This is a genomic window from Janthinobacterium sp. BJB426 (assembly GCF_002735705.1).
GTDB lineage: Bacteria > Pseudomonadota > Gammaproteobacteria > Burkholderiales > Burkholderiaceae_D > Janthinobacterium.
The window spans coordinates 85,069-100,538 of sequence record NZ_PDZL01000015.1; the positions used below are offsets into that span (position 1 = coordinate 85,069).

The window sequence follows — 15,470 nt, forward strand, 5'->3', positions numbered from 1 at the left end:
GTATAGGCTTATCCGAGCAGCGCTTCGACAAATTCGGCAGCCACGAAAGGCTGCAAGTCTTCAATTTTCTCACCGATGCCGATGAAATACACGGGCACAGGGCGTACGCGGGCAATCGCCGCCAGCACGCCGCCCTTGGCGGTACCGTCCAGCTTGGTGATCACCAGGCCGCTCAATTGCAGGGCATCATCAAACGCTTTCACTTGCGTGAGGGCATTCTGGCCCGTGTTGCCGTCGATGACGAGCAGGGTTTCATGCGGCGCGCCCTCCATGCCCTTGCCGATCACGCGCTTGATTTTCTTCAATTCTTCCATCAGGTGCAACTGCGTCGGCAAGCGGCCCGCCGTGTCGACCATCACCACGTCGATGCCGCGCGCTTTCGCCGATTGCACGGAGTCGTAGGCCACGGCGGCCGGGTCGCCCGATTCCTGCGAAATCACGGTGACGTTGTTGCGCTCGCCCCAGACCATCAGTTGCTCGCGCGCGGCGGCGCGGAAGGTGTCGCCCGCAGCCAGCAGCACGGACTGGTTGTTCGACTGCATGTGCTTGGCCAGCTTGCCGATGGTGGTGGTCTTGCCGGCGCCATTCACGCCGGAAATCATCATCACCAGCGGCTTGTGGCGGCCCAGCTCGAAGCGCTTTTCCAGCGGCGAGAGCAGGTCGATCAGCAGTACTTTCAGGGCGGCCTTGACGGCGGCCGCGTCGAGCAGCTTGTCTTCCTTGACCTTTTTCTTCAATTCCGTGAGCAGGAATTCCGTGGCGTCGATGCCCGCGTCGGACATCAGCAGCGCCGCTTCCAGCTCTTCGTACAGGGCGTCGTCGATCTTCGCGCCGACGAACAGCACGGACAAGGTGTTCGAGGTTTTCGACAGGCCCGCCTTCAGGCGCGTCATCCACGATTTTTTCTCGGGTTCGGCGGCCACGATCACGGGCACGAGCTCGGCCGGCGCGCCGCTCAGGGGCGTAGCGACAGGCTGCGGTGCAGGCGGCGTGGCGGCGGGAAGGACGAGGGGCTCGGCTGGTGCAGCCTCGGGAGCGATGGGTTTTTTCTTGAAGAAACTAAACATGGATGTGTGGTGGCGGGTGCTGACCTAAGGCCCGGCGGCGCCGGACACTGTGTTACGGGCTATTCTACCAGAGCGCGCCCGGCCCTTCATGCTTTACTGTTCGATTGGCAACATTGCGTCGCTATCCACGGAGATCGCCGCAGTTGCCGCGCTTTCCAGCCGGATCAATGGGTTTGCAGGGCCTGCGCCTGGTGGCGGCGACGCCAGTCGGCGATGCTTTCGTCGACTTGCCGCAAGTCCAGCACATGCAAAAAGGGCGGCGGCTGCCTGGTCAGCACGGGACTGCGTCCGCCAGCCCACAATTCCATGCTTGGAGGCAAGCTTGCATGCAGTTGCTGCAGGCTGTCGCGCGTCTGCCTTTGCTTGCTGGCGCTGGAAAATGATAGCGCGACGATATCGGCCCGCTGCGCGCGGGCGGCCGCGACGATGTCCGTCAGCGGTGTTTCCACGCCCAGCGACATGCAATGGGCGCCGGCCGCCGCACACAGGGCCTCGGCCATCAGCAGCCCCAGGCCGTGACGTTCCTGCGGCAAGGTACTGAGGACGATGCGCGGCGAGCGCATGGATGGGCTGCTTGCTTGCGGCAGGGAAAAGATGGCGTGGCGCATCACCGTTTGCAAGGTTTCGCTATACAGGTGCTCTTCATACACGGCCAGTTCGCCGCAAGCCCACGCTTCGCCCACCATGCCGGTGAGGGGAGCGATCACGTCGATGGTGAACGCTTTCAGGCCCAGCACGGCCAGCGCCTGGCGCAGGGCGTCGCCCAGTTCCGCCATCTGGTGGCTACGGCACAGGGCCAGGTAGTGTTCGAGCTGGGGGGGCGGCGTGGACGACGCCGCGCTGCCGGCGCTGGCCAGCTGCTGCAGTTGCGCGGTGCTGTGCTGCATGATTTTTCCCGGACGAAATCCGAGATCCAGCAGGCGCTTGACCATGCGCAACTTTTGTACCTGCTCGGCCGGGTAGCTGCGCTCGCCAAAGGCGTCGCGCCGTGGCTGGGGAAAGTCGTAGCGGCGCTCCCACACGCGCAAGGTTTCCTTGGCCAGCCCGGTGTCGCGTTCGACATCGCTGATGCTGAAGGCGGAAGTAGGTTGCAGGTCAGTATCCATACCAGGGGGCTTGCTCGCATGCCAAAAGAACGTGGAGTGCATTTTACGCCTTCCGCTGCCCCATACCAAATAGCTGAATCCGATTAGAAATTGCCGGCGTATAAGTTTTTGAACGGCTGAGGGCGCTCATTGACACAAATCAAGATTTCATCGATTATCCATGAGGCTCTATTTGTCCAGGACAAACTAAATACAGGTGTATTCATGAAAATTGCTGTCGTCGGAGCAGGAATCGCAGGTCTGTCGTGTGCCTATCGTCTGGCGCAGGCCGGCCAGGACGTCACCTTGTACGAGGCGGGCGACTACTTTGGCGGGCACAGCCATACGGTGGATGTGACGCTCGATGGCGTCACGCATGGCGTCGACACGGGTTTTCTCGTGTTCAATCACGCCACGTATCCGAACCTGGTGCAACTGTTTGACGAACTTGGCGTCGAGGCGGCCGACAGCGACATGTCGTTTTCCGTGAAGATGCCTTTGGGCGGGGCGTCCGATGCCCGCGTGCTGGAATGGGCGGGCGCCAACCTGGATACCGTGTTTGCCCAGCGCAGCAATCTGCTGCGCCCGGCCTTCCTGCGCATGTTGCGCGATATTCTGCGTTTCAACCGCCAGGCCAGCGCCCTGGCCACGGCCAGCGTGCCGGCGCCGGCCCTGTCGCTGGGCGAGTTTCTCGACCTGCACGGCTATGGCGACGAATTCCGGCACTGGTATCTGCTGCCGATGGCCGCCTGCATCTGGTCATGCCCGGCGCGCCAGATGCTGGCTTTTCCGCTGGCTACTTTCATCCGTTTCTGCCACAACCATGGCTTGCTGCAAGTGAGCGACCGGCCGCAATGGCGCACGGTGCGCGGCGGCTCGCGCGTGTACGTGAAAAAACTGCTGGCGGGCATCCCGCAGCAGCGCCTGGCGTGCCCCGTGCTGGCCGTGCGCCGCCAGGCCCACGGCGGCGCGCGCATGGTCGAGCTGCAGACGGCCGCCGGCGTCGAGCATGTCGATCACGTCGTGCTCGCTTGTCACAGCGACCAGTCGCTGGCCCTGCTGGGAGATATCCGCGACGACGAGCGCGCCGTGCTCGAAGCCGTGCGCTACCAGCCGAATCGCGCTGTGCTGCATACGGATGCGTCTTGTCTGCCGCAGCGCCGCCGTGCCTGGTCCGCCTGGAATTACCAGGGCCGGCCGGCCGCGCACGGCGAGGCGCCGCAAGTGTGTGTGCATTATTTGCTGAACCAGCTGCAACCCTTGCCCTTCAGCACGCCCGTCATCGTTTCGCTCAATCCGCTCGACGAGCCCGCTCCGGCCAGCATCATCGACGAATTTTCGTATGCCCACCCCGTGTTCGATGGCGCGGCCATTGCCGCCCAGGCGCGCCTGGCCGGATTCCAGGGCGCGCAGCACACGTGGTTCGCGGGCGCGTGGACCGGTTATGGTTTCCATGAAGACGGCTTGAAGTCGGGCCTGGCCGTGGCCGAAGCGCTGAACAGCATGGCGGCGGCGGAGCTCGGCCATGCCGCGTGATCCCACGCAGCCGTCGCAGCCGCAACCCCAGCTGTGCCTGGGACTGGTGCGCCATGCGCGGCTGCGTCCGCGCGCGCATGCCTTTAGTTATGGCATGTTTTATCTGCGCCTGCCCTTGCGCAGCCTGGGCGCGTACGATTTTCCTGCCAGGTTGATTTCGCGCAACGGCGCCAATGTGCTGTCCTTCCGCGACAGCGACCACGGCGATGGCACGACGCCGCTGCTGGACTGGATCGACGGTTTGCTGCGCCAGCATGGCGTGTCGGACGCGGGCGGCGAAATCTGGCTGCAAACCATGCCGCGCATGTTCGGCTATGTCTTCAATCCCGTCAGTTTCTGGTTTTGCCACCGCCCGGATGGCGCGCTGCGCGCCGTGGTCTGCGATGTGCGCAATACCTTCGGCGAGCGCCATCTGTACCTGCTCGAACAGGGCGGCGCCATCGCCTATGGCAGCGAACTGGTCGCCAAGAAAATTTTCCACGTGTCGCCGTTTTGCAAGGTGGAGGGCCGGTACCGCTTCCGTTTCCTGCGCAATAGCGAACAGGACGGCGAACGCCACCTGGCCAGAGTCGACTACGACGACCTCGACGGTCCGCTGCTACAGACGAGTTTGTCCGGCACGGCCCAGCCGCTGCGCGATGGCGCCATCGCCTGGGCCTTGTTGCGCTATCCCCTGATGACGTTCGGCGTGATGGCGCGCATTCATTGGCAAGCCTTGCGCCTGTGGTTGCGCCGCGTGCCGTTTTTCAGCAAACCCCACCCCCCTCAAGAAAAGGTGTCCCGATGAGCTCCGATTCCCTGCCGACCGGCCTGCATGCGCGCAGCAGTTCCCCTCCCTTGCATGGGCATGCGCACCTGGACATGCCCGCCGCCGGGCGCATGATTGTGCGCCTGCTGGAAAAATTGCAATATGGCGCCCTGCGCCTGCGCACGCCTGACGGCAGCATCTTGCTGTACGGCGACGGCAGCCACCCCGTCACCCTGGACTTGCATAACTGGCGCCTGTGTGCGGCCGTGCTGCGCTCGGGTGACATTGGCTTTGCGGAAACGTTTATCGCCGGCGACTGGCGCACGGACAATTTGCCGGGCTTGATCGAGCTGATGATACGCAACCGCGCGCACATCGAATCGCTGATTTACGGCAACTGGTGGGGCAACCTGGTCTACAAGGTCCGGCATTTGCTCAATCGCAATTCGCGCGCCGGCAGCAAGAAGAATATCCACGCCCATTACGACATCGGCAACGCCTTTTATCAGCTGTGGCTGGATCCATCGATGACGTACTCGAGCGCGCTGTTCACCGAAGGCGCCAGCCTGGAGCAGGCGCAAGGTGCGAAATACCGCCGTATTGCGGATCAGCTGCAGCTGCAGCCGGGCCAGCGCGTGCTGGAAATCGGCTGCGGCTGGGGCGGTTTTGCGGAAACGGCGGCGCGCAGCTACGGCGCGCACGTGACGGGCCTGACCTTGTCGACCGAACAACTGGCGTATGCGCGCCAGCGCCTGCACGACGCGGGGCTGGCGGGACAGGCCGATCTGCAGCTGTGCGATTACCGCGACAGCGCCGGCCAGTACGACGCCATCGCCTCGATCGAAATGTTCGAAGCCGTGGGGCAAAGCTACTGGCCCGGCTATTTCGAATGCGTGGCGCGCAACCTGAAGCAGGGCGGACGCGCCTGCATCCAGACCATCGTCATCGCCGATGACTTGTTCGAGCGCTACAGCAAGAGCACGGATTTCATTCAACAGTACATTTTTCCGGGCGGCATGTTGCCGTCGCCGGCCGAGTTTCGCCGCGCCGCCGAAGCGCAGGGTTTGCGCGTGGAAGACGCCTTCAGCTTCGGCCTCGATTACGCGGAAACCTTGCGCCAGTGGCGCGCCAGCTTCCTGGCCCAGCGCACGGCGCTGGAAAAGCAGGGTTTCGATGGCCGTTTCCTGCTGACCTGGGAATTTTACCTCGCGTATTGCGAGGCCGCCTTTCAGGCGCACAACACAGATGTGATGCAATTTACCCTGATCAAGGACTGACCATGCGCCGCCTGCTTGCCACTGTTGTGCTGTCATTGACCATGTTGGGCGCTGCGGCCGCGCCGCCTGCCTTTGTCGCTGCCGACGTGCCCGAAGCCCGCCTGGCGGGTGAGGGCGACTACACGTGGTTCGGCATGCGTATTTATCGGGCGCAACTGTGGGTGGGCCCGCAAGGCTACCAGGGCGCGGCATCGGCAACGGCGCCGTTTGTACTGGAACTGCGCTACGCGCGTTCGCTCGACGGCAAGAAGATCGCCGAAGCCAGTTATGAACAGATGCAGAAAATCGGCGCCGGCACGGAAGCACAGCGGCTGGCGTGGCTGGCTACCATGCAGCGTATCTTTCCTGACGTCAAGGAAGACCAGCGCATCGCGGGCGCCTACCGTGCTGGCATCGCGCCCGGCGTGCGCTTTTATCTCGATGGCAAGGCGCTGGCCGACGTGAACGATGGCGACTTCGCGCGCGCCTTCTTTGCCATCTGGCTGTCGCCGTCGAGCACGGCGCCGAAGCTGCGCGCAGCCTTGCTGCAAAGTGCGGCACCACTGCCATGAACGCCGGGGCCAGCGCGTTGAGCTTGCCTGCCTTGTTCAGCTATGGCCTGTTCGGCTTGCCGCTGGCCATGCTGGCGCTGCCCATCTATATATATGTTGCGCCGTTTTATGCGCAGCGCAGCAGTCTTGATTTGGCGCAGATCGGCGCCGTGCTGCTGGCGGCCCGCATCGCCGCCGCCTTCATCGATCCTGCCCTCGGCGCCTGGATGGCGCGTGGCGGGCGCAGCTATGCCGTGCTGGTCGCGTTCTCGCTGCCGTTGCTGCTGCTGGGCTTTGGCGCCCTGTTCCATCCGCCGTCCATGCCGCAAGCGGCCACCCTGGCCTGGTTCCTGGCCGCCCTGCTGCTCGTCTACGCCGCCTATGGCCTGGCCGGCATCGCGCACCAGAGCTGGGGCGCGGCCCTGAGCCAGGCGCGCGGGCAGCGGGCGCGCGTGGCGGCCGTGCGCGAAGGCTGCGGCTTGCTGGGCGTGATCCTGGCTGCGGGGCTGACGTCCGTGCTCGGCTATGACGGTCTGTCGCTGGCCTTTGCCGTCTGCCTGCTGGCGGCGGGCGCTCTGCTGCTGGCGCGCGCGCCGCGTCCGGTTTTACGCCAAGGCACGGAGGCGCTGCCCGCCGGCGCCTGGCGCCTGCCATTTCGCCAGTGCGCGTTTCGCTGGCTGTTCGCCGTTCTGCTCGTCAATGGCGTGGCGGCCGCCATTCCCGCCACCCTGTTCCTGTTCTTTGCCGCCGACTACTTGCGCCTGGGCCATTACGCAGGACCGTTCCTGATCGTCTATTTTTGCGCGGCGGCCGCCTCGATGCCCGTGTGGGTGGCCCTGGCGCGCCGCTTTGGCGAGGCGCGCGCCTGGGGTGGCGCCATGCTGCTGGCCGCGACCGTGTTTGTCTGGGCGTACGGCCTGGGTGCGGGCGCGGCCTGGGGTTTTGCCAGTATCTGCCTGCTGTCGGGCCTGGCTTTGGGCGCCGACCTGGCCTTGCCGCCGGCCCTGCTGGCAGGGCTGATCGGCGCGGCAGGTCATGGCGGGCGGCATGAGGCGGCGTATTTCGGCTGGTGGAACTGGGGCGTGCAGATGAGCCTGGCGCTGGCGGCCGGCATCGCCTTGCCCCTGCTGGCCTGGCTCGGCTATGTGCCGGGCGGCAGCGGCGGCTTGCCGGCCCTGTCCGCCGCCTACGCCTTGCTGCCCTGTGTTTTGAAACTGCTGGCGGCGTTATTGCTGTGGCGCGCGCCCCTGCAACATATATATAGTGACCACCTGGAGAATCGCGTATGCGTTTCATGACCTATTGCCAACGTTGCCTGCCGCTGGCGGCCTTGTTGCTGGCGCTGGCCGCCTGTTCCACGCCGCCCACGCCAGCCACCTACGCGCAGGAATTGCCCAAGCTGGACTTGCAACAGTACTTCAACGGTACGCTTGATGCCCACGGCATTTTCCAGGACCGCTCCGGCAAGGTGGTCAAGCGTTTCACGGTGGTGATGCGGGCCAGCTGGGTCGGCGATATTGGCACCCTGGACGAGGATTTCACGTATGCGGACGGCAGCAAGCAACGGCGCGTGTGGACCTTGCGCAAGACGGCGCCCGGGCGCTTCATCGGCACGGCGCCCGACGTGATCGGAGAAGCCATCGGCGAAGTGGCCGGCAATGCGCTGCGCTGGCAATACGTGCTGGCCTTGCCCGTCGATGGCACGGTCTACCACGTCGACTTCGAGGACTGGATGTTCCTGATGGATGACAAGGTCATGCTCAACCGCGCCGCCATGAGCAAGTTCGGCTTCAGCCTGGGCGCCGTCACTTTATCGTTCAACAAGCGTCCGCAGGCGGCCCCATGAATCGCAAGATCACAAGCTGGGCTGGCAAGCGCGTGTGGATCATCGGCGCGTCCAGCGGCATTGGCGCCGCTTGCGCCACCTTGCTGCTGGAGCAGGGCGCCAGCGTGGCCTTGTCTGCCCGCCATCGCGCCAGCCTGGAACAGCTGTGCGAGGGGCAGCCGCTGGCGCAGGCCTTGCCGCTCGATATCACCCAGCATGCGCAGTTGCGGGCCGTCTGCACGCAATTGCAGGGGCAGTGGACGCATATCGACCTGGTATTGGTGGTCGCCGGCGGCTATCAGGCCATGCGCGCCGATAGTTTCGACCTCGCGGCGGCCCAGGGTCTGCTGGCCCTGAATGTGGGCGGCGTCTTCAATTGCCTGGAGCAGGCTTTGCCGTGGCTGTTGCGCCAGGGCAGCGGCGGCATCGGCATCGTCGGCTCGGTGGCCGGCTATGGCGGCTTGCCCAAGGCGCTCGCGTATGGCGCCAGCAAGGCGGCGCTGATCAACATGACGGAATCCTTGTACCTGGATTTGCATCCACGAGGCATCGGCGTGTATCAGATCAACCCGGGTTTTGTCGCTACGCCCTTGACCGCGGGCAACGATTTCACCATGCCGGCCTTGATGACGGCGCGGGACGCGGCCGCTGCCATGCTCGACGGTATCGAGCGGGGCCAGTTCCACATTCACTTTCCGAAACGCTTTACCAATACCATGCGCCTGGCGCGGCTGTTGCCGTACCGCGCCTATTTTTGGCTGATCCGCAAGGTGACGGGCCTATGAGCGCAAGCATGGAAGGTGCGCTGGCGCGCCTGGTGGCGTTTTACGAGCACCTGAGCATCGAAAGCCTGGCCCAGCTGGGCGCCGTGTACGCGCCAGACGCCCATTTCAAGGACCCGTTCAACGAGGTGGAGGGGCATGCCGCCATCCTGGCCATCTTCGAGCACATGTTCGTGCAAGTCGATGCGCCCCGGTTTGTCGTGCTGGAAAGCCTGGGACAGGGGCAGCAAGCTTTCCTCACGTGGGAGTTTCGCTTTCGCATGAAACGCCTGGTATCTGGCGAACAATGTATCCGCGGAGCAACACATGTGCGTTTCGATGGGCAGGGACGGGTGGAATTGCACCGCGATTATTGGGATGCGGCGGAAGAATTGTATGAAAAACTGCCGCTGCTCGGTGCTTTCATGCGCATGCTCCGGCGCGCAAGCCAGCGCTAAGCGTGTTTTCTGATGCTTTTAAGCAAAAAATGCGAAAAAGAAAAAGTAAATTGTGTGGAATTGAGGTGGCAAAAACTTGATTTCGGTCAATGTGTCGTTTTTCAGACACAAATATGTCAAAATATTGAGAAGGCAACATTGTAAGAAATTGTTTCAACTGATGCGCAATTTGCAAGCAAGAGTCGTCCTCATCCGTTCCAGGCCGGCACCCGACCCGCATGCTGGAAAACATGAAAAACATTTCTATGTGAGCAATTTAAATTACCGGAAAGTCAGTAATTGTGTTGCTACTCTGCCTATTTTTCTGGCGCGCGCGCCGACGTCGAAAATCCCGTCTACGCCCCTGAATAATGCGGCAACGCACCAAAACAGGGCGCAATATTTCCCGTTTTCGGGCGTGCGGCAGCAAACATTGGCGATGCCGTGTATGCTTCGTCCCGTTTATCCATTATCGCCTGACAAATTGTGCGCTTTGTCGCGTAAATGATGCAGGACAAATGATGGGTAAAGCATGTTGATGTTTTAATCATGCGCCTGATACTGTTGCACTAATACAACGGGTGTCGACAAGGCATGCGCTATGATGGAATGGTCAATCAGGCCAATGCATTGGTTGGCAAGGGGCACTGGCTCTATCGCGTAGTACGGTTGGCGATGACCGGGATGCCTGAAAAAGCACTCGGCCTGGTACCGGAAGTAACATGTTGGAACTTGATGGAATGTGAAACGGTCGTTATAGTGCCGCTTCCGGTGCCCTTTGAGCACCGAACCGGCGCATGAAAATACGGTCGCTCTGCAGCCTTCAAGCTTATCGGTGCAATAGCGTGCCGATACCGATATGAATTGTTCCCCTGACCGGAACAGCAATGTGGCAGGTGGAGACCTTGCCCTCACTCATAAAAAGCGCTCTGTTAGAGCGCAGCTCGAGATGCATAGGCTGTATTACTTTTTGCTTCAAAATTAAAGGAAATCGCAATGAAAAAAACTCTGATCACCCTGGCAGTCCTGGCAGCAGCCACTGGCGTAGCCCAAGCTCAATCGAGCGTTGTTATCTACGGTACCGTTGACGCTGGTTTCGTCAGCGAGCGCGGCGGCAAAGCCGGCACCGTCAACAAAATCGATAGCGGCGTTGCTTCGGCTTCGCGTATCGGCTTCAAAGGCACCGAAGATCTGGGCAGCGGCCTGTCGGCACTGTTCGTTCTGGAATCGGGTTTCAACGTTGACACCGGCGCGCAAAATGCAAACGAAGGCCTGTTCGGTCGTCAAGCCTACGTTGGCCTGAGCAGCAAAACGGCTGGTACCGTAACCCTGGGTCGTCAATACACCCCTTGGTACAACACCCTGTCGAAAGTTGCTGATCCATTCGCAGTTGGTTACTCCGGTTCCGCCAAGAACTTGTTCCCAGCGAACACCACCCGTACCAGCAACACCGTGCTGTACACCTCGCCTAACTTCAGCGGTTTCGATGCTGACGTTGCTTACAGCACCGCCAGCAACGGCCAAGAGAGCCTGGTATCCAGCAAAATCGGTCGCCAAATGGGCGCATCGGTTGGCTACGCTAACGGTCCTTTAAACGCACGTGTTGCTTACAACACCACCAGCAACGAAACCGCAATCAGCGATGCTGGCAGCGCACGTAACTGGCTGGTAGCCGCTAACTACGACTTCACCGTTGTGAAAGCGTATGCTGCATACGGCGTCAACAAAGGCGACAACAGCTCGATCCGTAACAACGCCAACGCTGGTAACTTGTTCAACACCGCATCGACCGGTGGTCTGACCAACGACAGCACCACCGCCCTGATCGGCGCAACCGTACCAGTTGGTCCAGCTGGCACCGTGATGGCTTCGGTTATCCACGTCAACGACAAATCGGGCATCAACGCCGATGCGAACCAGTTCGCACTGGGCTACTCGTACGCTCTGTCGAAGCGCACCAGCACCTACGCTTCGTACGCCAAGATCTCGAACAAAAACAACGCTGGTTACACCGTTGGTAACAACAGCAATGTTGGTTCGGGCGACCAAGCGTTCAACGTTGGTGTTCGTCACTCGTTCTAATATTCGCGCAAGCGAAGCTTAGTACCGCTGCCAGCATCCCTTCGGGGATGCTGATAAGCAAGAAAACGCGTCTCCAGGCTAGTCCTGGCGGCGCGTTTTTGCATTGGCGGCGCCAGTTATAATGGCGCCGTTACTCAAGTAAAGGAATGCCATGTATTCATACCCATCGCCGCGCCTGGCCGCCATGCTGGCCGCACTGCTGCTTGCCGGTGCCACGGGCGCCGCTGTCGCTGCCGTCAAGGGCAAGAAGCCGGCCGGACTGGAGCGCTACGGCGTGGCCGTCTACTCCGACCTGTGCCTGCAAAAGGATAGCGGCGAGATCGGCGGCCAGCGCGTCACCCTGCACCGCTTTGCCGAGGCCGACTCCGTCATCTATGAATTCACGGCCGGCGCCCTGAGCTGGCCCATCGTGGCCAATGACGTCAACCTGGACGCCGCCACGGGCGCCTTCGACTTCACCATCGCCGGTGCCGACAGCGAAGAACGCACCATCGTCGGCAAGTTTTCGAAGGATGGGCAGACCCTGACCCTGGAAGGCGATTATTGCGGCGGCAACGTGCGCATGCCCATGAAACTGAGCCGCGTGCGCGATTTCGGCCGTCCCCTGAAAAACTGCACGCCATGCCCGCCGATGCCACAAGCGCCGGCCGAGACAGTGCCTGCCGAAGAAAGCGCGCCAGCGCCCGCCGCCTGAGCGATTGCCGCTGACAAAAAGAAAAAGGCCCGGTATCGACCGGGCCTTTGTCATTTTCAGCGTTGCAAGGGACTTATTTGACCGCCTGCGCCTTTTCCGCCGTGGCGCGGATGGTGGCAAGCGTCGCGTTCGGCGTGATCAGATTGCCGTCGTAGCGCAGCTCGATCAGGGCCGGAAGATTGTGCGCCTTGGCGTGCGCCAGCGCCCGTTGCAGGGCAGGGGCGAACTCTTCTGTCGTATTCACCACTTCGCCGTGCGCGCCATACGCTTGCGCCAGCGCCGCGAAATCCGGGTTGTGCAGGGTCGTACCCGACACGCGGCCCGGATAATCGCGTTCCTGGTGCATGCGGATGGTGCCGAACATCTGATTATTGAAGACGATGATGACCACGCCCGCCTGGTATTGCACTGCGGTGGCCAGTTCCTGGCCATTCATCATGTATTCGCCATCGCCGGCGAAGGTGATCACGGTACGCTCGGGATGTACGATCTTCGCCGCCACGCCCGACGGCACGCCGTAGCCCATGGCGCCATTTGTCGGCGCCAGCTGCGTGCGCAGGCCGCCGTAGCGGTAAAAACGGTGCGCCCACGAGGCGTAGTTACCGGCGCCGTTCGTCAGGATCGTGTCGGCCGGCACTTGCGTCATGATCTCTTGCGTCACTTGCCACAGGTCCAGCGGCGCCTGGCCATCCTGGAAGATGGGCGGCTGCTCCTGGTAGGCTGCAAGCTCGGCCTTCGCTTCGGCTGGCGTATGCTGCCAGGCGGACGCATCGACGGGCGCCATGGCGGCCAGCATGGCGCACACTTGGGGCATGCCGCTGTTGATCATCAGTTCGGCCTGGTAGACGCTGCCCAGTTCCTCGGCATCCGTGTGGATGTGCACCAGGCGCTGGCGCGGCACGGGCGAATCGAACAGGGTATAGCCACCCGTCGTCATTTCACCCAGGCGCGGGCCGATGGCGATGACCAGATCGGCATTTTTCACGCGCGCTGCCAGTTTCGGGTTGATGCCGATGCCGACGTCGCCGATGTAGTTCGGGTGGGCATTGTCGAGCAAGTCCTGGAAACGGAAGGTGCACGCGACGGGCAGGTGGTTGCTTTCCGCGAACTGCTGCAGGTCGGCGCACGCTTGCGGCGTCCAGGTGGTGCCGCCCAGCAAGACCAGTGGCTGCTTGGCGGTCGCCAGCATGCCGCGCAACTGCTGCAGCTGGACGCTGGACGGCGCCGCCTGCACGGGCTGGTAGGCGCGCGTGTCGGCGACAGTCGCCATGGAAATAAGCATGTCTTCCGGCAGGGCCAGCACGACGGGGCCGGGGCGCCCGCTGGTGGCCACCTGGAAGGCGCGCGCCAGGTACTCGGGAATGCGCTCGGCGCGGTCAATCTGCGCCACCCACTTGGCCATCTGGCCGTACATGCGGCGGTAGTCGATTTCCTGGAAGGCTTCGCGGTCGACGAAATCATTGCCCACCTGGCCGATGAACAGGATCATCGGCGTGGAATCCTGGTAGGCCGTATGCACGCCGATCGAGGCGTTGGTGGCGCCCGGTCCGCGCGTGACGAAGCAGATGCCCGGCTTGCCCGTCAGTTTGCCGTAGGCTTCGGCCATGAAGGCGGCGCCGCCTTCCTGGCGGTTGATGATGAAGCGGATGCCCGAATCGTGCAGGGCGTCGAGCACGTCGAGGTAGCTTTCGCCAGGCACGCCAAAGGCGGTGTCGACACCGTGGATCTGCAGGGCATCGACCAGGATCTGGCCGCCGGTACGGGGTTGTTGCGTCATGTTCGGCTCTTTATATTCTAGTGGGTGGCAAAGAAATGGGGCAAGCGGTGCGCATGCGCCTGCATGCAAGCAGCTTGCCTCATTCTATGTGAGCCGATTTGGCCCGGCTTTTGAAATGGCGACACCGAATTACACAATCCCCCGACTGGCGCGCCGCGTTTTTGCAGAAACTTGCTGCGGCGCGGTACAATGGCGGGTGAAGCAGGCCAGACAGTCGCTGGCCGGCGCAGCAATGCGCTGGCGGGAGGAAGGTCCGGACTCCATAGAGCGGGGTGACGGTTAACGGCCGTCCGCTGAAAGCCGCAAGCGCAGTTAGCCCATGGTATAAGGCGAGGAATAGGGCCACAGAGACGAGCGTATTAAGTTACGGTGAAACGCGGTAACCTCCACCTGGTGCAATTTCAAATAGGCACGCGATGATGCTGCTCGCGGAGCGTGCGGGTAGAAAGCTTGAGCGTCCGAGTAATCTGGCGCCTAGAGGAATGACTGTCATAGCGCCGACCTGCAAGGGAAGGCGCCGTAACAAAATCCGGCCTACCGGCCTGCTTCACTTGAATTCCTGCTTCCTGGTCTGCCAGGGAGCATCCCGGCCGCGGCGCCTTTGCCTGCTGCGCGCCACTCAAAAGCCCCCGTAAAGGGGCTTTTTTTGTTTCTAAAAATATAGTACTTAAGATAAAGTTGTATATACAACTAAAAATGAATAAATGGTTAAAGTTTCCTATCTACAATTAATTGCTGCATTGCAAAAATAGTTTTCCTGCGTCAGGCCAGCCCCGGAAAACAGGGGCGATACGCGCCTTGGACGATTATTTTTTGCTTTAAACCAAGTCTTTCTCGGCCGCTGATTGCTGTTGTGTCTGGATGACGAAAGTATTGTCATGTGTCAACTAACTGTAAAAAATTCAATTTTTCGATTTCGTTTTTTTCGATGTTTACGGTAGGAAAACACATGTGTGCAGATGAGGTAGCACATTCACTATCTTTCATAAGTATCTAATTTATCGATATATTTTTATTTGAGACTCCTTCAACGATATGCGCTAAGTCCTTAATTTCATTAATAAAATTCCTGTTTTGCCAATCGGAAACCGCTTGACCACTATCTTTGCTTCCTCTAAAGTGGGCAACTGTGTGAAAAAGTGTGTTTTTGTGGGAAATTTTCCCTTTTCATCGTGATGCGCAAGCGTCGCAACCCAAGCTCAAAAAAGGTCTTCCGTGTTTCAAGGCGCGTCCGCAATCAATCTCGATGCCAAAGGCAGGATGTCTATCCCTGCCAAGCACCGTGACGCGCTGGCGATTCAATGCGAAGGCCGCTTGACCCTGACCAAACACCCCGATGGCTGCCTGCTGTTTTTCCCCCGTCCCGTGTGGGAAAGCCACCGCCAGCAAATCGCCGCCTGGCCCATGTCGGCGCGCGCCTGGCAGCGCATCTTCCTCGGCAACGCCGTCGACGTCGAGCTGGACTCGGCCGGCCGCGTGCTGATCTCGCCCGAATTGCGCAACGCCGTCGGACTGGCGCGCGAAGTCATGATGATCGGCATGGGCAGCCACTTTGAAATATGGGATGCCGCCAAATTGGCTGACAAAGAACAGCAGGCGATCGATGCCGGCACCCCCGATGTACTTTCCAATTTTTCTTTCTAAGGCTCCG

Annotated in this window: 14 protein-coding genes and 1 other RNA gene; 12 read left to right on the top strand and 3 right to left on the bottom strand. The window is 61.4% G+C overall.

All coding sequences use genetic code 11. The annotated features are described in order from the left end of the window. Positions 1-8 precede the first annotated feature (8 nt). Positions 9-1,067 (bottom strand): signal recognition particle-docking protein FtsY, encoded by a 1,059-nt coding sequence (gene ftsY, locus CSQ93_RS21280; RefSeq protein WP_099379757.1) that lies wholly within the window; start codon positions 1,065-1,067, stop codon positions 9-11. A gap of 164 nt (positions 1,068-1,231) precedes the next feature. Continuing rightward, complete coding sequence (locus CSQ93_RS21285; RefSeq protein ID WP_099379758.1) at positions 1,232-2,173, bottom strand: MerR family transcriptional regulator; 942 nt, start codon at positions 2,171-2,173, stop codon at positions 1,232-1,234. A 204-nt stretch (positions 2,174-2,377) separates the two neighbouring features. Between CSQ93_RS21285 and CSQ93_RS21290 the strand changes: the two genes are divergently transcribed. The 10 genes from CSQ93_RS21290 to CSQ93_RS21335 all read left to right on the top strand — a co-directional run bounded on the left by CSQ93_RS21290 (position 2,378) and on the right by CSQ93_RS21335 (position 12,042). Beyond that, positions 2,378-3,688 (top strand): NAD(P)/FAD-dependent oxidoreductase, encoded by a 1,311-nt coding sequence (locus CSQ93_RS21290; RefSeq protein WP_099379759.1) that lies wholly within the window; start codon positions 2,378-2,380, stop codon positions 3,686-3,688. Next, complete coding sequence (locus tag CSQ93_RS21295; RefSeq protein ID WP_099379760.1) at positions 3,678-4,475, top strand: DUF1365 domain-containing protein; 798 nt, start codon at positions 3,678-3,680, stop codon at positions 4,473-4,475. The genes CSQ93_RS21290 and CSQ93_RS21295 overlap by 11 nt, the downstream gene beginning before the upstream one ends. Beyond that, positions 4,472-5,713: a class I SAM-dependent methyltransferase gene (locus tag CSQ93_RS21300; protein WP_442778343.1), complete on the top strand. Its 1,242-nt coding sequence runs from the start codon at positions 4,472-4,474 to the stop codon at positions 5,711-5,713. Before CSQ93_RS21295 ends, CSQ93_RS21300 begins: the two co-directional genes overlap by 4 nt. A 2-nt stretch (positions 5,714-5,715) precedes the next feature. Then, entirely contained in the window at positions 5,716-6,264 is a 549-nt protein-coding gene (locus CSQ93_RS21305; RefSeq protein ID WP_099379761.1) for a chalcone isomerase family protein, read from the top strand. Next, the gene (locus CSQ93_RS21310; protein ID WP_099379762.1) at positions 6,261-7,541 is read left to right on the top strand and encodes an MFS transporter; all 1,281 of its coding nucleotides are present in this window, start codon (positions 6,261-6,263) and stop codon (positions 7,539-7,541) included. Before CSQ93_RS21305 ends, CSQ93_RS21310 begins: the two co-directional genes overlap by 4 nt. After that, on the top strand, positions 7,529-8,089 hold the full coding sequence (locus tag CSQ93_RS21315; protein WP_233516283.1) for a DUF3833 domain-containing protein: 561 nt from the start codon (positions 7,529-7,531) through the stop codon (positions 8,087-8,089). The genes CSQ93_RS21310 and CSQ93_RS21315 overlap by 13 nt, the downstream gene beginning before the upstream one ends. Then, positions 8,086-8,853 carry an SDR family NAD(P)-dependent oxidoreductase gene (locus tag CSQ93_RS21320; protein WP_099379763.1) on the top strand — a complete coding sequence of 256 codons (768 nt, stop codon included), beginning with the start codon at positions 8,086-8,088 and terminating at the stop codon, positions 8,851-8,853. Before CSQ93_RS21315 ends, CSQ93_RS21320 begins: the two co-directional genes overlap by 4 nt. Then, positions 8,850-9,287, top strand: a complete 438-nt coding sequence (locus CSQ93_RS21325; RefSeq protein WP_099379764.1) for a nuclear transport factor 2 family protein — start codon at positions 8,850-8,852, stop codon at positions 9,285-9,287. Before CSQ93_RS21320 ends, CSQ93_RS21325 begins: the two co-directional genes overlap by 4 nt. Before the next feature lie 975 nt (positions 9,288-10,262). Beyond that, positions 10,263-11,348 (top strand): porin, encoded by a 1,086-nt coding sequence (locus CSQ93_RS21330; protein WP_099379765.1) that lies wholly within the window; start codon positions 10,263-10,265, stop codon positions 11,346-11,348. Between the two features lie 151 nt (positions 11,349-11,499). Beyond that, positions 11,500-12,042: a hypothetical protein gene (locus CSQ93_RS21335; RefSeq protein WP_099379766.1), complete on the top strand. Its 543-nt coding sequence runs from the start codon at positions 11,500-11,502 to the stop codon at positions 12,040-12,042. 73 nt (positions 12,043-12,115) lie between these two features. Here the strand turns inward: CSQ93_RS21335 and CSQ93_RS21340 are convergent, their stop codons facing one another. Continuing rightward, entirely contained in the window at positions 12,116-13,819 is a 1,704-nt protein-coding gene (locus CSQ93_RS21340) for a thiamine pyrophosphate-binding protein (protein ID WP_099379767.1), read from the bottom strand. Between the two features lie 198 nt (positions 13,820-14,017). Here CSQ93_RS21340 and rnpB point away from each other — a divergent pair. Next, an RNA gene (gene rnpB / locus CSQ93_RS21345) (RNase P RNA component class A) lies at positions 14,018-14,372 on the top strand. A gap of 662 nt (positions 14,373-15,034) precedes the next feature. Continuing rightward, positions 15,035-15,463 carry a division/cell wall cluster transcriptional repressor MraZ gene (gene mraZ / locus CSQ93_RS21350; RefSeq protein WP_034748899.1) on the top strand — a complete coding sequence of 143 codons (429 nt, stop codon included), beginning with the start codon at positions 15,035-15,037 and terminating at the stop codon, positions 15,461-15,463. Positions 15,464-15,470 lie beyond the last annotated feature (7 nt).

What these genes read in the sequence shown, in the direction of transcription:
- ftsY (WP_099379757.1), bottom strand. Translation starts at nt 1,067, where the DNA reads ATGTTTAGTTTCTTCAAGAAAAAACCCATCGCTCCCGAGGCTGCACCA.
- CSQ93_RS21285 (WP_099379758.1), bottom strand. Translation starts at nt 2,173, where the DNA reads ATGGATACTGACCTGCAACCTACTTCCGCCTTCAGCATCAGCGATGTC.
- CSQ93_RS21290 (WP_099379759.1), top strand. Translation starts at nt 2,378, where the DNA reads ATGAAAATTGCTGTCGTCGGAGCAGGAATCGCAGGTCTGTCGTGTGCC.
- CSQ93_RS21295 (WP_099379760.1), top strand. Translation starts at nt 3,678, where the DNA reads ATGCCGCGTGATCCCACGCAGCCGTCGCAGCCGCAACCCCAGCTGTGC.
- CSQ93_RS21300 (WP_442778343.1), top strand. Translation starts at nt 4,472, where the DNA reads ATGAGCTCCGATTCCCTGCCGACCGGCCTGCATGCGCGCAGCAGTTCC.
- CSQ93_RS21305 (WP_099379761.1), top strand. Translation starts at nt 5,716, where the DNA reads ATGCGCCGCCTGCTTGCCACTGTTGTGCTGTCATTGACCATGTTGGGC.
- CSQ93_RS21310 (WP_099379762.1), top strand. Translation starts at nt 6,261, where the DNA reads ATGAACGCCGGGGCCAGCGCGTTGAGCTTGCCTGCCTTGTTCAGCTAT.
- CSQ93_RS21315 (WP_233516283.1), top strand. Translation starts at nt 7,529, where the DNA reads ATGCGTTTCATGACCTATTGCCAACGTTGCCTGCCGCTGGCGGCCTTG.
- CSQ93_RS21320 (WP_099379763.1), top strand. Translation starts at nt 8,086, where the DNA reads ATGAATCGCAAGATCACAAGCTGGGCTGGCAAGCGCGTGTGGATCATC.
- CSQ93_RS21325 (WP_099379764.1), top strand. Translation starts at nt 8,850, where the DNA reads ATGAGCGCAAGCATGGAAGGTGCGCTGGCGCGCCTGGTGGCGTTTTAC.
- CSQ93_RS21330 (WP_099379765.1), top strand. Translation starts at nt 10,263, where the DNA reads ATGAAAAAAACTCTGATCACCCTGGCAGTCCTGGCAGCAGCCACTGGC.
- CSQ93_RS21335 (WP_099379766.1), top strand. Translation starts at nt 11,500, where the DNA reads ATGTATTCATACCCATCGCCGCGCCTGGCCGCCATGCTGGCCGCACTG.
- CSQ93_RS21340 (WP_099379767.1), bottom strand. Translation starts at nt 13,819, where the DNA reads ATGACGCAACAACCCCGTACCGGCGGCCAGATCCTGGTCGATGCCCTG.